The sequence below is a fragment of the Pseudoxanthomonas yeongjuensis genome (genome assembly GCF_010093345.1).
GTDB lineage: Bacteria > Pseudomonadota > Gammaproteobacteria > Xanthomonadales > Xanthomonadaceae > Pseudoxanthomonas_A > Pseudoxanthomonas_A yeongjuensis.
In genome coordinates, this window is record NZ_PDWT01000001.1 from 1203927 (window position 1) to 1220691 (window position 16765).

The following is a 16765-nucleotide window of genomic DNA, read 5'->3' on the forward strand; positions in this document are numbered from 1 at the left end:
CCACTTCACTGAGAGAGAGAGAACATGAACATGACCAGGAAAAAGATATTCCCCCGCCGCGGACTGAGCGTCGCCGTATCACTGATCCTTCTTCCGACGATGATCCCATTGGCTGCGCACGCCCAGGAAACGGCCGCGTCGGAAGACACGACGAACCTGGACAAGATCGTGGTCACGGGCTCTAACATCCCCCGTACCGATACCGAAACCGCATCGCCGGTACAGGTAATTTCCCGCCAGGAAATCGACAGGACCGGCAAGACCACGGTCGCCGAATACCTGCAAACCCTGACCTCCGACGGCGCCGGCTCGATACCCAAGAGCTTCGGCAATGGCTTCGCAGGCGGTGGCGCGGGCGTCTCGCTTCGCGGCCTCGGCGCTGGCTCCACCCTGGTATTGTTGAATGGTCGCCGCCTTGCTCCGTTCGGTCTGGCCGACGATGGCCAGAAAGTATTCAGCGATCTGAGCACGATCCCACTGGAAGCCGTCGAGCGTATTGACGTGCTCAAGGACGGCGCCTCGGCCATTTATGGTTCTGACGCCATTGCCGGGGTGATCAACATCATCCTGCGCAAGGATTTCACTGGCGTAGTCGTGAAGGGATCCTACGGAACCTCCGGCGACAGCGACGGCAACCAGCGCAAAGGCTCGATTACCGCAGGCTTCGGTGACCTGGCCGAAGACGGTTTCAACTTCTTCTTCAGCCTGGAAGGCTCCAAGACCGATGCCATCGGGGTCGACGATCGCCGCAACCGCAAGTGGATCGGCACCGGCGATACCCGTCCGTGGGGATACGCCATCGGCACCAACCTGCCGGGCAGGATCACCGGTGGCGGCACCGGCGCAGGCGGTGGCCCGACCGGCGCCATCGAGAATCCGAACACCGGGCTTTTCGAATCGCTTCCCGGTTGCGCAGCACTCTCCGACGTGACACCGCAGGACCCGGCGGGCGGCTGCCTCTGGGATGTGGCGCAGTTCCGCGACCTGTCGCCAAAGGAGGAATACATCAACTTCTTCTCTCGCGGCACCTTCGCGTTCAACGACAACGCGGAGTTGTACACCGAGTTCGGCTACTCGAAGAAGAAAACCGAATTCAACAACACGCCATCGGGCGTTTCCGGCGCATGGGGTTATCCGGGTGGACCGGTGAATGCGAGTGACCCTGGTCCTGGCGCCGCCGTGCTCGGGCCGGACCATCCGGACAACCCGTATCAAGGGACCGCCAACAGACTGCGCTATACCGCTTTCGACGTGGGTCCGCGCGTCACCAACAACGAGAGCCAGCTCGTGCGGTTCCTGGTCGGGGTCAAGGGAACCGCAGGCGCCTGGGACTACGACGTCGGCCTGCTGCATTCGCAGACCAGCCTGAACAATGATCGCAGAGGCTTCCTGCAATACAGCCATGTCCTGACCGCGCTGAGCGATCCGAACAGCCCGGTGGGTTACTGGCGCATCGGTGAGAATGCAGGTCTGAATACCCAGGCCCTGTACGACTACATTTCGCCGACGATCAGTGCCCACGGCGACACCAAACTTGATGTCTTCGACGCCAAAGCTTCGCGTTCGCTGATGGACCTGGCCGGCGGCTCGATGGGTTTGGCGGTCGGCCTCGAATGGCGCAAGCAATCGGTTTCGCTGACGCCGCAGACCTTCACGGACTTCGGCGACATCATCGGCCTCGGTTATTCCTCCTACGCAGGTACCGAGGAAGTCGGTAGCGCTTATGCGGAATTGGTCGCGCCGGTGCTGGAGTCGCTGGAATTCAATGCTGCCGTGCGCATCGACAGCTACAAGGATGGCGAGACTTCGACCACGCCGAAGTTCGGCGTCAAATGGAGCCCGGCGGATTGGATCGCATTGCGCGGCACCTACGCGGAAGGCTTCCGCGCGCCCAACCCGGCGGAATCGGGAACCGGTGGCCTGGCCGCTTTCAGTACCGCCGTCGATCCTGTCCGTTGCGCCGCCCCGGGCCACGAACCCCAGGATTGCGACGCCGGCCCCATCGCACTCATCACTTCGCCCAATCCCGATCTGGATCCGGAGAAATCCAAGAGCTACACCGTCGGCCTGGTGCTGGATCCCACGTCAACCACGTCGCTCACGCTCGACGCATTCAGGATCAAGCGCACCGATGAAATCTTCGGCGGCAGCTCGGACGCAGCGATCGAAGCAGGTGGCGCCAACGTCATTCGCGGCAGCAACGACATCCCGGGAACGCCGAACAGCGGATCGATCCTCGCGGTGCTTGTCGGCTACGAGAACGCCAGCTCCACGACTGTGGAGGGCTTCGATTTCGATCTGCGCCAGCGCTTCGACATGGGCAATGCCGGCAAACTCTCGCTGGATATGCAATGGACCCGCATCAGCTCCTTCGAGCGCGAGGATGTGGATGGCACCAAGCACGAGTTCGCCGGAACCCATGGTAACTGCGACGTCACCAATTGCATCGGAACGCCCAAGAACCGCGCCAATTTCGGCGCGACCTGGGACATCGGGGCTTTCAGCCTGAGCAGCGTCGTGAACTGGCGCGACAGCATCAAGAACGTCACCGAAGAGGCCGACACCGAGTGTGCCAACCATTTCGCGGACGGAACCGATGCGCCAACCGGTTGCGAATTGAAGTCCTTCTACACCATCGACCTGTCCGGGCGCTGGAAGCCGACCGACTCCTGGGAAATATTCGGCTCGATCGCGAATGTGACCGACCGGATTGCGCCTCTGGATCCTCTGACCTACGGCGCCATCAACTACAACCCGCTGGACTTCAGCGGCGCCATCGGCCGTTACTACACCCTCGGCGCGAAATACACTTTCAACTGATTCCAGCAGAACACCCTCTCCAAGTGTCGTCTTTCGGCCCCGGCAACCATTGCCGGGGCCAATTTTTTTCCCTCTACCCGGGCCCGTGCTCCGGGGCCGTGCAGCCACTTGCATGTTCGGAAAACCAGGCGCAATGTCCCAGGCAGGACGCCTGACCCCATGGGCCGCGTCCAGGCGTTGTTCCTCTCGCATACCCGATATGGAGGTGGATCATGGTTCGTACTTTGCCGCTGGATACCGAAACCCGTCCCGAGCTGTCGCGCATCCTGGCCATTGCGGCCGTGATGCTGGTGCACGTCCTGGCGTTCCTGTTATTGCTGGTGCCGCTGGCCAACAGCCCGCTGCAGATCGATGCGCCGAAACCGGATCGCTGGAAGGTTCCCCTTGTAATACCCACGACGCCGACTCCGCCGGAGATCGCCCCCGTGGTGCCGCGGCAACCCGTCGTTACCCCTGCCGATCCGCATCCAGCCACTCGCAACCCGCAGACCAGCAATCCAGCGGTCGTCGACCAGGGAACCTTGCCTGCCACCTCGAATACCGCGGTCACCAGCGAATCCACTGGCAACATCGGACCGGTCGACACGACACCGATGCAGATGGGCTCGCAACTGGAAACCATCACGGCGACGGCGCCACGTTATCCGCGCGATGAGGCAAGAGCCGGCGTGCAGGGCCGGGTCATGCTCAGGATCCTGGTCGGGATCGATGGCCGTCCGGTGGAGGTCAGCATCGACAGGAGCAGCGGCAATCGTTCGCTGGATCGGACCGCGCGCGACCACGTCTTGAAGACCTGGGTCTTCAAGCCTGCCATGCGCGACGGACATCCGGTGCAGGCCTACGGCCTGGTGCCGATCGACTTCACCATGCAATGAGCACGACATGACCGCCCTTCCTGCTTCGGGAAGGGCGGCCGATCAGGCGCGGTGGTAGGGGTGGTTGGCCAGCATCGCCGCGGCGCGGTAGATCTGCTCGGCCACCAACAGGCGGGCCAGCATGTGCGGCAGGGTCAACGGGCCCAGCGACCAGGTTTCACCCGCAGCGGCCAGCACCTCGGGCGCATGTCCTTCCGGTCCACCTATGAGAAACGCTAGATCGCGGCCCTGTCCGCGCCAATGTTCCAGGCGCTGTGCGAGCTGCTCGGACGAATAGGGCTTGCCGGTGACTTCCAGGGCGATGACATGCGCGTTCTTCGGCAACGCCGAGAGCACGCGCTTGCCCTCGTCCTCGATCGCGCGTTGCGCATCGCGCCCCTTGCCGCGCAGGCCGGGCTCGATCTCGACCAGTTCCAACGGCAGCCAATGCGACAGACGCTTCTGGTATTCGGCGAATCCCTGGGCGACCCAGGCGGGCGCGCGTTCACCGGTGGCGATGAGCCGGGCTTTCATGTCCGTGGGGACATGCGCGAATCAGAGCCGCTCTTCATCCGGTGTTTCGGGTTCTTCCGGCGGCTGGTCGCCAACCGTCCACAGGCGTTCCAACGCATAGAACTCGCGCACGCGCGGCAGCATCACGTGCACGATCACGTCGCCCAGGTCGACCAGCACCCATTCGGCCTCGCGCTCGCCTTCCACGCCCAGCGGCATCACGCCCAGCTTCTTGGCGAACCGCACCACTTCATCGGCGCTGGATTTGACGTGGCGTGTCGAGGTGCCGGAAGCGATCACCATGTAATCGGCGACGCTGGACTTGCCGCGCACGTCGATCTCGACGACATCCTTGGCCTTCAATTCGGCCAGTGCGTCATGCACGTTGGCGAGCAGGGCCGGCACTGACGGAGGCGGAGTGGGCAGACGGGTCTTGATGACTTGCGCTTGGCTGGACAATGGTTTGCAGGCTCCTGGGAATGCCGCGAATTATAGCGGACTGGTTTATAGCGGACTGAACCCGCTGGCCGGCCGCGGATACAGCCCCTGGCCGAGGATGAACCCGGCCACGGCCGCCGGCACCAGGTCCAGCCAGGCCTGACCGTTGGCGATGCGGCGGCGCACTTCGCTGGCCGATTCAGGCTGGAGCGGCTGATCGAGCAGGAACAACCACCCGGCTGGCGTGCTTTCGAGGACTTCGGGCGACCGGGTCCAGCGCCCCTCGACCATGGCCGCCAGCTCCCGCGGCAATGGGCCATCGAGCGGGTTGCCGGAACGCGGCGCCACCACGAAGTGGGTGAAATCGAACAACGCCCTCCATTCGCGCCAGCTCGGCAGGCCGATGAAGCTGTCGGCGCCGATCAGCAGGGCGATGGGGGCGTCGGGCCCCAATGCGGCCCGCAACTCGCGCAAGGTCTCGATGCTGTAGGAACGGCCCTCGCGGTCCAGTTCACGGCGATCTACGACCAATCCGGGTTCGTCGGCGATCGCCAGCTCCAGCATCCGCGCCCGCTGGCCAGCATCGGCGCCGGGAGGCGCGCGATGCGGCGGGTCGGCCGCAGGCATCAGGCGCACCGTGCAACCCAACTCGTCGCGCGCCGCACGCGCGATCGCGAGATGGCCGTTGTGGACCGGGTCGAAGGTGCCGCCGTAGAAGAGTTTCAGCATGGGGCGGAGTGAGGAGTGAGGAGTGAGGAGTGAGGAGTGAGGAGTGAGGAACGAGGAACGAGGAACGAGCGTGACTCGTTTGATGGCTGCTGGCTTGTGATTTCTTCTTGATCGGGATGAAGTCGGAATCAATATCCCTCTACTCACTACTCGTTCCTCACTCCTCGTTCCTCGCTTCAAGCCACCAGCAAACGCACCGCCCGCGCCTCCGCTATCGCCAGCAGCAAACGTTCCATCGCCACCCAGGCGTCGCCGTCGGCGCGGCCCTTGGCGATGCGGTCGATGCGCGAAGCCTCGGCGACGAAGCGGTCCCAGCGTGCGGGATTGGGATGCCGTTGCAAGGCGCGCTTGAACGGCGCCTGCCGCGCTTCCCATATGCCCTGCGATTTCATCTCCGCGCCCAGGTTGGCGCCGCGAGCCTGGGCCCGTGCCAGTGCAGCGGTGCGCAGCAACTCCCTGATCACCATCGGCATCAGGCCAGCCACCGCGTCGCCCTCGGCGCGCAATCCGGCAAGCATGCGCGATACCTGCGCCGCCTGGCCGTCCAGCACCGCATCTGTCAGCCGAAACACGTCGTAGCGCGCCGCATCGGCGACCAGCAACTGCATGGTCGCCGCATCCAGAGTGCCGCCCCCCGCCAACAGGACGAGCTTGTCGATTTCCTGCGCGGCGGCCAGCAGGTTTCCTTCCACGCGTTCGACCAGGATCTGCACCGCATCGCGGTCCGCACTCAATCCTTTCATGCGTAGCCGGCTTTCGACCCAACCTGCCAATTCGTGCGGCTTGATCGCCCAGGCGATTGAAATCATCCCGATCCGCGAAACCGCCTCGGTCCATTTCCCGTGGTGCGCCTTGCTCCATTCGCCCGCGGTGATCAGCAGGACCACGTCCGGCGGCGGGTTGGCGCAGAACGAGGAAATGGTTTCGATGCCGTCCTTGCCCGGCTTGCCGGTCGGCAGCCGTACTTCCACCAGACGCCGCGCGCTGAACAGACTGGGGGCGTTGAATGTGGCTTCGAGCGTGCCCCAGTCGAAATCCCGACCGTCGGCGTCGAACACCGCGCGTTCGCCTATGCCCTGCGCACGGGCGCGGCGGCGGACCGCGTCCGCGGCTTCCAGCACCCGCAGCATCTCTGGACCGGCGATGAGATAGACCGGATGCAGCGTCCCGTCATCGGGCAGTGCGACCATCCGCTCCGGGGTCATTTCCACTACTGCGCAGGACCCTGTTCCAGCGCTCCGCCCTGGATCACGCCATCCACGCGGCGCAGGATCGAAGCGGCCATCTCGCGACGGAGTTCCGTGGCCAGCACTTCCCTTTCCGTGGTCGTACCCGTGACGTTGACCGGCGGCGAGACGTAGTCGCGCGACAGTTCCACCACCTGCTGTGGCACGAGGATGCTGCCGTCGGCCCGGCGGAATACGAATACCGCCGCATAGCGCAGGCTGAATTCCTGGGCACGACCGAAGGCATCGATGCTGATCGGCAGGTCGCCCCAGCGCTCGGAAAGCACCTGCAAGGTCGCCACGTTCTTCGCATCCGCTGCGGCAGGGATCGCGCCTGCATGCTTGAGTCCGGTAGCCAGGGAGTCGGCCAGCGGGCTGTAAGGCGTCGTCGAAGTGACCCGCACCGGGCCCAGGTCCGCCGGCAGCGCGATCTTGCTGCGCAGGTGGAAGCCGCAGGCCGACAGGCCAAGGGCCAGGGAAAAAATCGCCGTCAGGCGCAGTGCGGGATTCTTGATCATGGGCGAAGTCTGGACGAGCCCGGCATGGGCGGCAATAGCGAACCCGGATGGCAGGTGAATATCCTCTTGCGGGAGCGGTCCGTGGAGCAATCTGCGGGAGCGGCGTAAGCCGCGAGCTTTTCAAGGGAAAGCCAAAGGCTCGCGGCTTACGCCGCTCCCACAGGCCGTGCCCACACTCAGGCGGCGACGATGTTGACGATCTTGCCCGGCACGATGATCACCTTGCGGACCTCCATGCCGTGCATGAACTTGGCGGTATTGGGTTCGGCCCTGGCCAGGGCCTCGACCTGGTCGCGCGGCAAGTCGGCGGCCACCATTATCGTGCCGCGCAGCTTGCCGTTGACCTGAATCGCCAGGGTCACCTGATCGCGTACCAGCGCCGAAGTGTCGACCTGCGGGAACGGCAGGTCTTCCAGCAGGGTTTCCTCATGCCCCAGCACCTGCCACAGGGCGTGGCTGGTATGCGGGGTGATCGGGTTCAGCAGCAGCACCGCCGTTTCCAGCGCTTCCTGGCGGATGGCCCGACCCTGGTCGCTGGCATCGTCGAACTTGCCCAGCGTGTTCGACAGTTCCATCACCGCCGCAATGGCGGTGTTGAAGCTGTGGCGTTGACCATAGTCGCCGGCGACCTTGTCGATCGTCTGGTGGGTCTTGCGACGCAACGCCTTCTGTTCCGCGGACAGCGAAGACGGGTCGGGAACCGGACCGGCGTGCGTACCCGAAGCCGCATGCTTCTGCGCCTGCGCCCACAACCGCCGCAGGAACCGCGACATGCCTTCCACGCCGGCCTCGTTCCATTCCAGCGACTGTTCCGGCGGCGCGGCGAACATGGAGAACAGGCGCACCGTGTCGGCGCCGTACTTGTCCACCATCGCCTGCGGATCCACGCCGTTGTTCTTGGACTTGGACATCTTCTCGCTGCCGCCGATCGACACCGGCCGGCCATCGGCGATGAGCTTGGCGCCGGTCACGCGGCCGCGCTCGTCGCGCTGCACTTCGACGTCGGCGGGATTGATCCATTCCTTGTTGCCCGTCGCCGATTCCCGGTAGTAGGTATCGGCGATCACCATGCCCTGGCACAGCAGATTGGTCGCGGGCTCGTCGCTGTCCACCAGCCGCGCGTCGCGCAGGAGCTTGTGGTAGAAACGGAAATACATCAGGTGCAGGATCGCGTGTTCGATGCCGCCGATGTACTGGTCCACCGGCAGCCAGTAGTTGCCGCGCTTGTCGACCATGTCCTTCGCCCCAGGCGAGGTGTAACGCGCGTAGTACCAGCTCGATTCCATGAAGGTATCGAAGGTGTCGGTTTCGCGTTCGGCCGCGCCGCCGCATTCCGGACAAGTGGTCTTGCGCCATTCCGGATCGGCCTTGATCGGCGACTTCACCCCGTCGAGCACGACGTTCTCCGGCAATACCACCGGCAACTGCGCTTCCGGCACCGGCACCGCACCGCAAGTCGCGCAGTAAATGACGGGAATCGGGCAACCCCAATAACGCTGCCGCGAGACGCCCCAGTCGCGCAGGCGGTAGTTGATGCGCCGCTGGCCGCGGCCCTGGCGTTCGAAGCGCTCGGCCAGCGCCTCGAAGGCGCCACGGAAACCGAGGCCATCGAACTCGCCCGAATTCACCAGCTCCAGGTCGGCACGGGTCTTGTCGCCGTACCAGTCGTGCCAGGTATCGGCATCGTAGGTCCGCTCGATCTCGTTCTTCGGCGCCTTCAGCGCGATCACCTGCTGGATCGGCAGCTTGTATTTGTGCGCGAATTCGAAATCGCGTTCGTCGTGCCCCGGCACCGCCATCACCGCGCCGGTGCCATAGCCCATCAGCACGAAGTTGGCGACCCATACCGGCACCCTGTCGCCAGTGACCGGATGCACCGCGCGCAGGCCGGTGTCCATGCCGCGCTTTTCCTGGGTTTCCAGTTCGGCTTCGGACACGCCGCCATGTTTCAGTTCTTCCAGGAAAGCGGCGAGCTCCGGATTGCCGGCTGCCGCTTTCAGGGCCAACGCGTGTTCGCCGGCGATGGAAATGAAGGTCACGCCCATCAGCGTATCCGGGCGCGTGGTGAACACCGTCAGGGGATCGCTCCCTTCCACCGCGAACTTGATTTCAAGCCCTTCCGAGCGCCCGATCCAGTTGCGCTGCATGGTCTTGACCGAATCCGGCCAGCCCGGCAATGCATCCAGTCCGTCCAGCAGCTCCTGTGCGTAATCGGTGATGCGCAGGAACCATTGCGGGATCTCGCGCTTCTCCACTATCGCACCGGAACGCCAGCCGCGGCCGTCGATCACCTGTTCGTTGGCCAGCACGGTCTGGTCCACCGGATCCCAGTTCACCACCGAATTCTTGCGGTAGGCCAGCCCCTTGCGCAACAGGCGCACGAACATGCGCTGCTCGTGCACGTAGTAATCGGGACGACAGGTGGCGAACTCGCGGGACCAGTCGATGGCGTAACCCAGCGACTTCAGCTGGCTGCGCATGTGTTCGATGTTGGCGTAGGTCCACTTGGCCGGCGCGGTATGGTTCTTGATCGCGGCGTTTTCCGCCGGCAGGCCGAACGCATCCCAGCCCATGGGCTGCATCACGTTCTTGCCGGTCATGCGCTGGTAGCGGCTGATCACGTCGCCGATGGTGTAGTTGCGCACGTGGCCCATGTGCAGCGCGCCGGACGGATACGGCAGCATCGACAGGCAGTAGAACTTGGGCTTGTCGGAGGTTTCGTTGACCTCGAAAGCCTTGTTCCGGTCCCAGAAGGACTGGGCGGCGGTTTCGACGGATTTGGGATCGTGGACGACGGGTTCGGTAGAGGCAGGCATGAAAGGCGGACTTCGGCGCGGAAATCAAGCTGCGAAGCGTACCGCAGTGCACCAGACACTGCCATCGCATTGGCTGCCATTGCACGCTTTCAGCGGGGGAATTCACTGGAAATCGACGATCTGCGGCGGAAACGCCAGTACGGGCGAGTCATGTTCCGCCAGGAACGACCTCGTCCGCGAACCCTCGGCTCAAGGAAATCTCCAGAAACCTCAAAACAAATCGTCATTCCCGCGAAAGGGGAAACCCAGCACCGTTGCTTTCAACGACCTTTAAAGTCACTGGATTCCCGCTTTCGCGGGAATGACGATCAAAAACAGGATTCCCCCTACCAGGCATGGGCGTGGACATACGCCTCTCGCTCATCGGCACGGATCAGGGTTTGCCTCCTGCGGCGCCTTGCGGCAAGCCAGCCAGGATCAGCCAGCCTAACCACGCCCCGAATGCCAGGCGCTGGGCGATGCCGGCAGCGATCACACTGGTCAGCACGAATGCGGCGACCAGCACGACCAGGGCGGCAAGCAGGCTCAAGCGCGCGAACCGCCTCCATCCGGGCCGGCGCAGCAGTCCTGCCGCCAGCAGGCAGGCACCCGGGACGAAAGCCACGCACCACAGCATCCACGCGGTGCCGTGGAAACGACTGGCATCGCTTTCCAGGTCGCGCGGATCCAGTGGCAACAAGCCCATGGCGATGAATCCCAGCGCCGACAGGAACACCAGCTGCGCGCCTATGCGCAACGGCCAGCCGGCGTCGCCCGGCAGGCGCCGGCGCAAATCCATTGCCACGACCCCGGCCAGCATCCCGGGCAACACGAATGCCATCAGATTGAAGGCCAGCGCATGCGGAAATCCCTTCGCACCCAGCAAGGCGACCGGATATTGCGATTGCAGGTAGCCCTCCAGCGCCGCACCGAATCCGGCGACCGCCGCCGCGAACAGAACGGCGGCTGCGATAGCTGCGTAACGGGTCGCCCGGTTCATTCCGTTTTCCATCTGAAGACCTCGTCGATGCCTACGCCGAATGCGCGCGCGATGCGGAACGCCAGTTCCAGCGATGGCGCGTATCTGCCTGCTTCCAGCGCGATGATGGTCTGCCGGGTCACCCCGCAGGCCTGGGCCAGCGCTTCCTGGGTCATCTCGCCGCGCTCGAAACGCCAGCGGCGGATTTCGTTGGCGATGGGCGTGCCGGTCATTGCCCGCTCCGATCGCGCCAGTAGAGGAACACCACTGCAGCGTATTCCACCAGCCAGCCCCACAGCAGCGCGAACCAGAGTTGCGAGGCGATGACCAGTGGTGTCGCCCAGCGCAGCTTTTCGGCAGGTGACAAACCCAGCATCACCATCAGGCCGACGACGCAGAGCACCAATGCCCCGCGGCCCCAGGCCGCCGCCCGTGCCTTGATTTCCAGATCGCGCTCGTCCTCCAGGATCGCCGCGCCGCGCCGAACGCGCAGCAGGTGGGCCAGGATCAGGTAGAACAGCACCAGTGCGGCCAGTTTCGAACCCAAGTGCATGGCTCCGCGCGCGGACAGACCAGTCGCCAACAGGTCGGCGTTGCCCAGCGACACCGCGATGATCGCGCCGAGGAACAACAGCATGACCCAGGCATTGATCTCCGCGGGCGCGGCCACGTGCTCGAATCCGGTCTTGCGCCACAACGCAAGCTGGATGGCCGCCAACGCGCTGCCGCAACCCAGCAACGGCCCGCCCATGCCGAGCCATGTCGTGCTCCCGGAAGGAGGCCAGAACACCAGCCACAGGCCGGCAACCAAGCCTGCAAGCCCCAGCAGGAGCCAGAGGGGATGCGACGACTTGAAAGGATGCGGCAGAACCATGGTGTCACTCCATGCATACATAATGTAATAAAAACATTACATACGATTTTTCCAATGTCAAGTTCTCTTTACATCAGCTTGTATCCTTTCCACCCGGCACCATCTCCTTGTCCAGATTTCCGAACGAGCCCGCCATGTCCGACCAAGCCCACGTTTTCGACGCCACTACCGAGACCTTCGAGGCCGAAGTCCTGCAGCAATCCCTGCAGACCCCGGTGCTGGTCGACTTCTGGGCCACCTGGTGCGGGCCGTGCAAGGCCCTGGGTCCGATCCTGGAAAAGCTGGCCGGCGAATACAACGGCGCCTTCCGTCTGGCCAAGGTCGATGTGGACAAGGAACAGGAAATCGCCGCCGCCTTCCAGATCCGCTCGGTACCCACCGTGTTCCTGGTCAAGGGCGGGCAGATCGTCGATGGCTTCCCCGGCGCGGTGCCGGAAGGCCAGTTGCGCGAGCTGCTGAAGAAACACGGCATCGAACCCGGCCAGGCTGCCAACGACGAGCCGGTGGCCGCGGAAATCGCGCCACTTGATCCGCATGCGGAAGTCATGAGCCTGCGCAAGGCCATCGAAACCGAGCCGGAAAAAGCCGAGCTCAAGCTGGACCTGGCCCTGGCCCTGCTCAGGACCGGCGCCGCCGGCGAAGCCGAAACCCTGCTCGATGCCCTGCCCGCCAACCTGGCCACCGACGATCGTGCCGTCCGCGCACGCTCGCGGCTGGGCTTCGTCCTGCTGGCGAAGGACGCACCGCCCGTGGAAGTGCTGGAAGCGGCCATCGCCTCCAACCCCGACGACCTGCGCGCACGTCATCTGCTGGGCGCGCAGCAGCTCGTTGGCGGCAAGGCAGAAGCAGGGCTGGAGCAATTCCTGGAGATGCTGCGCCGCGACCGTGGCTACGAGAATGGGCTGCCGAAGAAGGTGCTGATCGACGCCTTCCGCGTGGTCGAGGACGACAGTCTGGTAGGCCAGTACCGGCGGAAGATGTCCTCGCTGTTGTTTTGAACCCGCTGCCTCGGCAGGGCCAATAAGCGATAATCGTCACAGAATCCGGGCCGGTGACGACCCGGAATGGTTTTGACGCAGTGTCGAAGCCTTGCCGCCTGGGGGGCGGAACACGGTCCGGGCCATCCGGGAGTGGTAGGTCCCCGGAATGAAGAGCCCGCCGTGCCTGTGATCCGACGTTTTCCCTATCTTCCCCCATCGCTTCGTTTCTTGCTGATCTTGTTCTTCGCGCTCGGATCCAGTTCCCTGGCCAATGCCCAGGACTGGTCCTACCGCGTCCGCCCCGGCGATACGCTCTGGGACCTTGGCGCCCGGCACTTGCGATCCGACCGGCCTTGGCAACAACTGCAGGCACACAACAACATCGCCGACCCTTACCACTTGCGGCCTGGGCAGACGCTGCGTTTCCCGATCGCATGGCTGCGGCTGCGACCTGCCCCGGCCAGACTCCTGGCCCGTCGTGGCACGGTCACCTTGCGCGATGCCGAAGGCGCCGCGTCACATCAGGCGGTGGAAGGCCAGGTCCTCGGGATCGGCAACGAACTGGCTACCGGGCCGGACTCCAGCGCCACGCTCGAGTTCGCCGACGGATCCAAGCTTCAATTGCGCGAGAACAGCGTGGTCCGCCTGGACAGACTGAGCCAGTACGGGCATACGGGCATGGTCGACACGCGCGTGCGCCTGCAACAGGGACGTACGCAACAACAGGTCACCCCGGCCAAGGGCCCGGCGTCGCGCTACATCATCCAGTCGCCAGCGGCGACCAGCAGCGTGCGCGGCACGCGCTTCCGCGTGAGCGCCGGCGATGCAGGCAAGCATGCTGCGACGGAAGTGCTGGAGGGCAAGGTCCTCGTGAGCTCATCGCTGGGTAAAGGCCTGTTCCTGCCAGGGCAGGCGGCACTGCAGCACGAAGGTGCAGGACCCGCTACCGTCGCATTGCTGCCCGCACCCGTGCTGAAAGGTTCGCAGCAACCATTGGGCACGCTTCCCATCCATGTCTCATGGGAGCCTGTCGCCGGCGCGGCGGCTTATCGCATCGAGGTGGTGGACGCGCTGATTCCCGAGATTCTGGTTTTCGCCCGCGACACCGGCCACCTGGAAGCCGGGATCGACAGCTTGCCGCCCGGCGAATACCGCTTGCTGGTACGTGCGGTCACCGTCGAGGGCGTGGAAGGCGAGGACGCGCAAGCCCCCATGACGGTGGCCGATGCACCGGCGCCTCCCTTGACCATCCGCCCGGCGCAAGGCGAAACGGTTTCCAGCGCCCGACCACGCTTCGAATGGACCCGCAACCCCCAGGCCGCCGCCACCATCCTGCAGATCGCCCGCGACGCATCCTTCCGCGACCTGCTGGCCGAGCAGAGCACCAACGGCACACGCCTGCGCCCGGACCAGCCCCTGGCCCCCGGCGACTATTTCTGGCGTGTCGCATCCCGCGGCATGCAGGGCCAGCAAAGCGCCTTCAGCCAGCCCCAGCCGATGACGGTCACGGACGAACCGGTGGTCACCGGAATGCAGCCTCCGGTCGCGCGCAGGGGGCAGCTCACGATCCGCTGGCAACAAAGCGAATCGGCGCAGCGCTACCGCGTGCAGATATCCCGCGATCCGGCTTTTTCAAAGTTGTTGCTGGATCGCGAAGTGGAAGCTCCCGAGGTGGCCCTGGACCGGCCATCGGCCGGCACCTGGCACATCCGCTTCCAGCGCATCGAAGATGACGGCTATGCGGGGCCGTTCTCGGCACCGCAGGAATTCAAACTGCCTTGCCGGCTGTGCTATGTCGGCGGTGGCGCCTTGTTGCTCCTGCTGGCCTTATGACCCAGCGCGCGCACCTGTCGTGGCCGTTGCGGTGGCTCGCCGCCACAGCCGTGGCGACTGCGGCGGCGGTGCTGACTTTCAGCGCTGTGTTCTGGCGCCAGGACGATGCGCTTTACGATTTCCTGGTCGGGCGTTGGCATTACCCGGCCCAGCCCAGTGTGGTCCTGGTCGCGATCGACGACCGCAGCCTCGAGGCCCTGGGCCAGTGGCCATGGCCGCGTGAAGTACACGCACGCCTGCTCGACCGGCTTACCGAAGCCGGCGTGCGCAACGTCGCCCTCGACATGTTCTTCAGCGAGCCGGACCGCAACGGCGCAGGCAACGACCAGCGCCTTGCGGAAGCGATGCGCCGCAATGGGAAGGTGATCCTTCCAGTCACCGCAACCATGACCGATGCCGGCTCACCGCCAGTGGAACTGCTGCCCATGCCCGAACTGACGGCGGCAGCCGCCAGCCTGGCCCACAGCGATATCGAAGTGGACGCGGATGGCGTGGCGCGAGGGCTGTACCTGCGCGCCGGCCTGGGCGAACCGCACTGGCCCGCATTGGGCGCGGCGATCGCCGAAGCGGTCATCGAACTGCCGGGCCAGCCGGCCACGCCCGCGCAGCGCACATCCTCCCCTTATCTGTGGTCGCGCGATCGATACGTCGGCATCCGCTACGCGGATCTGCCTGGCACGTTCCCGCAGGTGTCGTATGTCGACGTGCTGGAAGGCCGGGTGCCGCCCGAGGCGCTGCACGATCGCCGCGTGATCGTCGGCCTGACCGCGACCGGGGTCGCGCCGCGCTTCCTGACTCCGACCTCGCGTGAAGTGTGGATGAGCGGCACCGAGTACCAGGCCAACGTCGCCTCGATGCTGCTCAGCGACAAGGCCATCGTGCCCATGCCCCGTTGGCAGCAAGCTGCAGCGGCGGCCTTGTTGCTGCTGGTGCTCGGTCTGGGCATGGTCAGCCGCTGGCGTTACCTGCCTGCCTGGCTCATCGTCGTATCCGGTGCGGCGCTGATCGTCGGCGTGAATGCCAGCCTGTTGCATGTCTTCAATCGCTGGTTCCCACCGACCGGCAGCCTGGTCACCCTGGCGCTCGCCTCCCTGCTCCTGTTCGGCAGTCGCATCCTGCGTCTGCAGAATCTGGCCCAGCGCGATTCGCTCACCGGCCTGGGCAACCGCCACCGCTTCGACCTGGCCTTGCGGCAGGAGATCAAGATCGCCCAACGCAGCGGCAAGACACTGACCCTGCTGCTGATCGATGTCGATCACTTCAAACGCTTCAACGACACGTTGGGGCACCACGCCGGGGATCTGGTGCTGACGCGCGTCGCAACGGCGATCAGCGGCTACGCGCGCCCTCGCGACGTGGCCACGCGCTTCGGCGGAGACGAATTCGCACTGATCCTGCCGGACACCACGCGCGAAGGAGGCATCCGCATGGCCTCGTCGCTACTGGCCGCGGTGCGCAAGCTGCCCGTGCCCGGCAACCACGCGGATCTGACCGGCATAACGGTCACCATCGGCCTGCATTCGCGGGTGCCCGACGAGATCACCACTCCGCGGGAAATCTTCGACCAGGCCGACCTGGCCCTGTACCAGGCCAAGACCGAAGGTCGCGACCGCTATTGCGCCTTGCCGGGGTAGTGTGGAGAAATTAACCATACTTATACGTATGGTAGGATTACCGCCCCTCCTGATTCTCCAAGCGCATGAAAGCCTCCACGCTGCGCCTGATCTTCAACCTCTGGCCTCCTTTCCTAGCCAGCGCCATCCACGTCACCCGCATCGCCCCCGACTGGCGCTACGTGCGGGTCGAGCTGCGTTCCCGCCCCTGGAACCGCAACTACGTCGGCACCCACTTCGGCGGCAACCTGTTCGCCATGACCGACCCGTTCTGGATGATCCCGATCAAGGAATGCCTGGGGAACGACTACATCGTCTGGGACAAGGCTGCCGAGATCGAGTTCGTCAAACCCGGCAAGGGCACCGTGCACGCCGAGTTCAATGTCGAAGACAGCGCGCTGGATGAAATCCGCGCGGTCACCGCCAGCGGCGAGAAAACCCTGCGCTGGTTCCCGGTGGACGTGGTCGATGCACAGGGCGACGTGGTGGCGCGGGTGCGCAAGCAGATCTACGTACGGCTGAAGCAGCGCAAGCGCTGAACGCGTTTTTTACTCGTCATGACCAGCCATTCGGCTGTTGAAAACCCCGCGCAG

General features: G+C 64.7%; 15 protein-coding genes. 6 read left to right on the top strand and 9 right to left on the bottom strand.

Features of this window, described 5'->3' with window-relative positions; translation table 11 throughout:
* Positions 1-99 precede the first annotated feature (99 nt).
* Both CSC74_RS05375 and CSC74_RS05380 read left to right on the top strand, forming a co-directional pair.
* Entirely contained in the window at positions 100-2820 is a 2721-nt protein-coding gene (locus CSC74_RS05375) for a TonB-dependent receptor (protein WP_246193011.1), read from the top strand.
* Positions 2821-3032: 212 nt separating this feature from the next.
* Positions 3033-3695 (top strand): energy transducer TonB, encoded by a 663-nt coding sequence (locus tag CSC74_RS05380; protein ID WP_162313348.1) that lies wholly within the window; start codon positions 3033-3035, stop codon positions 3693-3695.
* Between the two features lie 42 nt (positions 3696-3737).
* On the opposite strand, the gene rlmH is transcribed toward CSC74_RS05380, so the two are convergent.
* The 9 genes from rlmH to CSC74_RS05425 all read right to left on the bottom strand — a co-directional run bounded on the left by rlmH (position 3738) and on the right by CSC74_RS05425 (position 11746).
* On the bottom strand, positions 3738-4208 hold the full coding sequence (gene rlmH / locus CSC74_RS05385) for a 23S rRNA (pseudouridine(1915)-N(3))-methyltransferase RlmH (RefSeq protein ID WP_162313349.1): 471 nt from the start codon (positions 4206-4208) through the stop codon (positions 3738-3740).
* 21 nt (positions 4209-4229) lie between these two features.
* A complete protein-coding gene (rsfS, locus tag CSC74_RS05390; RefSeq protein WP_162313350.1) occupies positions 4230-4646 on the bottom strand; it encodes a ribosome silencing factor in 417 nt (138 codons plus the stop codon).
* Positions 4647-4691: 45 nt separating this feature from the next.
* A complete protein-coding gene (gene nadD / locus CSC74_RS05395; protein WP_162313351.1) occupies positions 4692-5354 on the bottom strand; it encodes a nicotinate-nucleotide adenylyltransferase in 663 nt (220 codons plus the stop codon).
* A gap of 176 nt (positions 5355-5530) precedes the next feature.
* Positions 5531-6559: a DNA polymerase III subunit delta gene (gene holA / locus CSC74_RS05400; RefSeq protein ID WP_425501418.1), complete on the bottom strand. Its 1029-nt coding sequence runs from the start codon at positions 6557-6559 to the stop codon at positions 5531-5533.
* A 5-nt stretch (positions 6560-6564) separates the two neighbouring features.
* The gene (locus tag CSC74_RS05405; RefSeq protein WP_162313353.1) at positions 6565-7098 is read right to left on the bottom strand and encodes an LPS-assembly lipoprotein LptE; all 534 of its coding nucleotides are present in this window, start codon (positions 7096-7098) and stop codon (positions 6565-6567) included.
* A gap of 176 nt (positions 7099-7274) precedes the next feature.
* The gene (gene leuS, locus CSC74_RS05410; protein ID WP_162313354.1) at positions 7275-9914 is read right to left on the bottom strand and encodes a leucine--tRNA ligase; all 2640 of its coding nucleotides are present in this window, start codon (positions 9912-9914) and stop codon (positions 7275-7277) included.
* A 373-nt stretch (positions 9915-10287) separates the two neighbouring features.
* Positions 10288-10893 (bottom strand): DUF998 domain-containing protein, encoded by a 606-nt coding sequence (locus CSC74_RS05415; protein WP_162313355.1) that lies wholly within the window; start codon positions 10891-10893, stop codon positions 10288-10290.
* A complete protein-coding gene (locus tag CSC74_RS05420) occupies positions 10890-11105 on the bottom strand; it encodes a helix-turn-helix transcriptional regulator (RefSeq protein ID WP_162313356.1) in 216 nt (71 codons plus the stop codon). Before CSC74_RS05420 ends, CSC74_RS05415 begins: the two co-directional genes overlap by 4 nt.
* Positions 11102-11746: a hypothetical protein gene (locus CSC74_RS05425; protein ID WP_162313357.1), complete on the bottom strand. Its 645-nt coding sequence runs from the start codon at positions 11744-11746 to the stop codon at positions 11102-11104. The genes CSC74_RS05420 and CSC74_RS05425 overlap by 4 nt, the downstream gene beginning before the upstream one ends.
* Positions 11747-11880: 134 nt before the next feature.
* On the opposite strand from CSC74_RS05425, the gene trxA reads away from it, so the two are divergent.
* The 4 genes from trxA (at position 11881) to CSC74_RS05445 (ending at position 16711) form a co-directional block, all read left to right on the top strand.
* The gene (trxA, locus tag CSC74_RS05430) at positions 11881-12744 is read left to right on the top strand and encodes a thioredoxin (RefSeq protein ID WP_162313358.1); all 864 of its coding nucleotides are present in this window, start codon (positions 11881-11883) and stop codon (positions 12742-12744) included.
* A gap of 210 nt (positions 12745-12954) precedes the next feature.
* A complete protein-coding gene (locus tag CSC74_RS05435) occupies positions 12955-14559 on the top strand; it encodes a FecR family protein (RefSeq protein WP_246192947.1) in 1605 nt (534 codons plus the stop codon).
* On the top strand, positions 14556-16193 hold the full coding sequence (locus tag CSC74_RS05440; protein ID WP_162313360.1) for a CHASE2 domain-containing protein: 1638 nt from the start codon (positions 14556-14558) through the stop codon (positions 16191-16193). Before CSC74_RS05435 ends, CSC74_RS05440 begins: the two co-directional genes overlap by 4 nt.
* A gap of 65 nt (positions 16194-16258) precedes the next feature.
* Positions 16259-16711 (top strand): DUF4442 domain-containing protein, encoded by a 453-nt coding sequence (locus CSC74_RS05445; RefSeq protein WP_162313361.1) that lies wholly within the window; start codon positions 16259-16261, stop codon positions 16709-16711.
* Positions 16712-16765 lie beyond the last annotated feature (54 nt).

Bases quoted from the DNA above. Each gene is read 5' to 3' on its own strand.
- CSC74_RS05405 (WP_162313353.1), bottom strand. From the start codon at position 7,098: ATGATCAAGAATCCCGCACTGCGCCTGACGGCGATTTTTTCCCTGGCC.
- CSC74_RS05380 (WP_162313348.1), top strand. From the start codon at position 3,033: ATGGTTCGTACTTTGCCGCTGGATACCGAAACCCGTCCCGAGCTGTCG.
- CSC74_RS05420 (WP_162313356.1), bottom strand. From the start codon at position 11,105: ATGACCGGCACGCCCATCGCCAACGAAATCCGCCGCTGGCGTTTCGAG.
- CSC74_RS05415 (WP_162313355.1), bottom strand. From the start codon at position 10,893: ATGAACCGGGCGACCCGTTACGCAGCTATCGCAGCCGCCGTTCTGTTC.
- CSC74_RS05425 (WP_162313357.1), bottom strand. From the start codon at position 11,746: ATGGTTCTGCCGCATCCTTTCAAGTCGTCGCATCCCCTCTGGCTCCTG.
- CSC74_RS05445 (WP_162313361.1), top strand. From the start codon at position 16,259: ATGAAAGCCTCCACGCTGCGCCTGATCTTCAACCTCTGGCCTCCTTTC.
- rlmH (WP_162313349.1), bottom strand. From the start codon at position 4,208: ATGAAAGCCCGGCTCATCGCCACCGGTGAACGCGCGCCCGCCTGGGTC.
- CSC74_RS05440 (WP_162313360.1), top strand. From the start codon at position 14,556: ATGACCCAGCGCGCGCACCTGTCGTGGCCGTTGCGGTGGCTCGCCGCC.
- CSC74_RS05375 (WP_246193011.1), top strand. From the start codon at position 100: ATGATCCCATTGGCTGCGCACGCCCAGGAAACGGCCGCGTCGGAAGAC.
- nadD (WP_162313351.1), bottom strand. From the start codon at position 5,354: ATGCTGAAACTCTTCTACGGCGGCACCTTCGACCCGGTCCACAACGGC.
- leuS (WP_162313354.1), bottom strand. From the start codon at position 9,914: ATGCCTGCCTCTACCGAACCCGTCGTCCACGATCCCAAATCCGTCGAA.
- trxA (WP_162313358.1), top strand. From the start codon at position 11,881: ATGTCCGACCAAGCCCACGTTTTCGACGCCACTACCGAGACCTTCGAG.
- holA (WP_425501418.1), bottom strand. From the start codon at position 6,559: ATGACCCCGGAGCGGATGGTCGCACTGCCCGATGACGGGACGCTGCAT.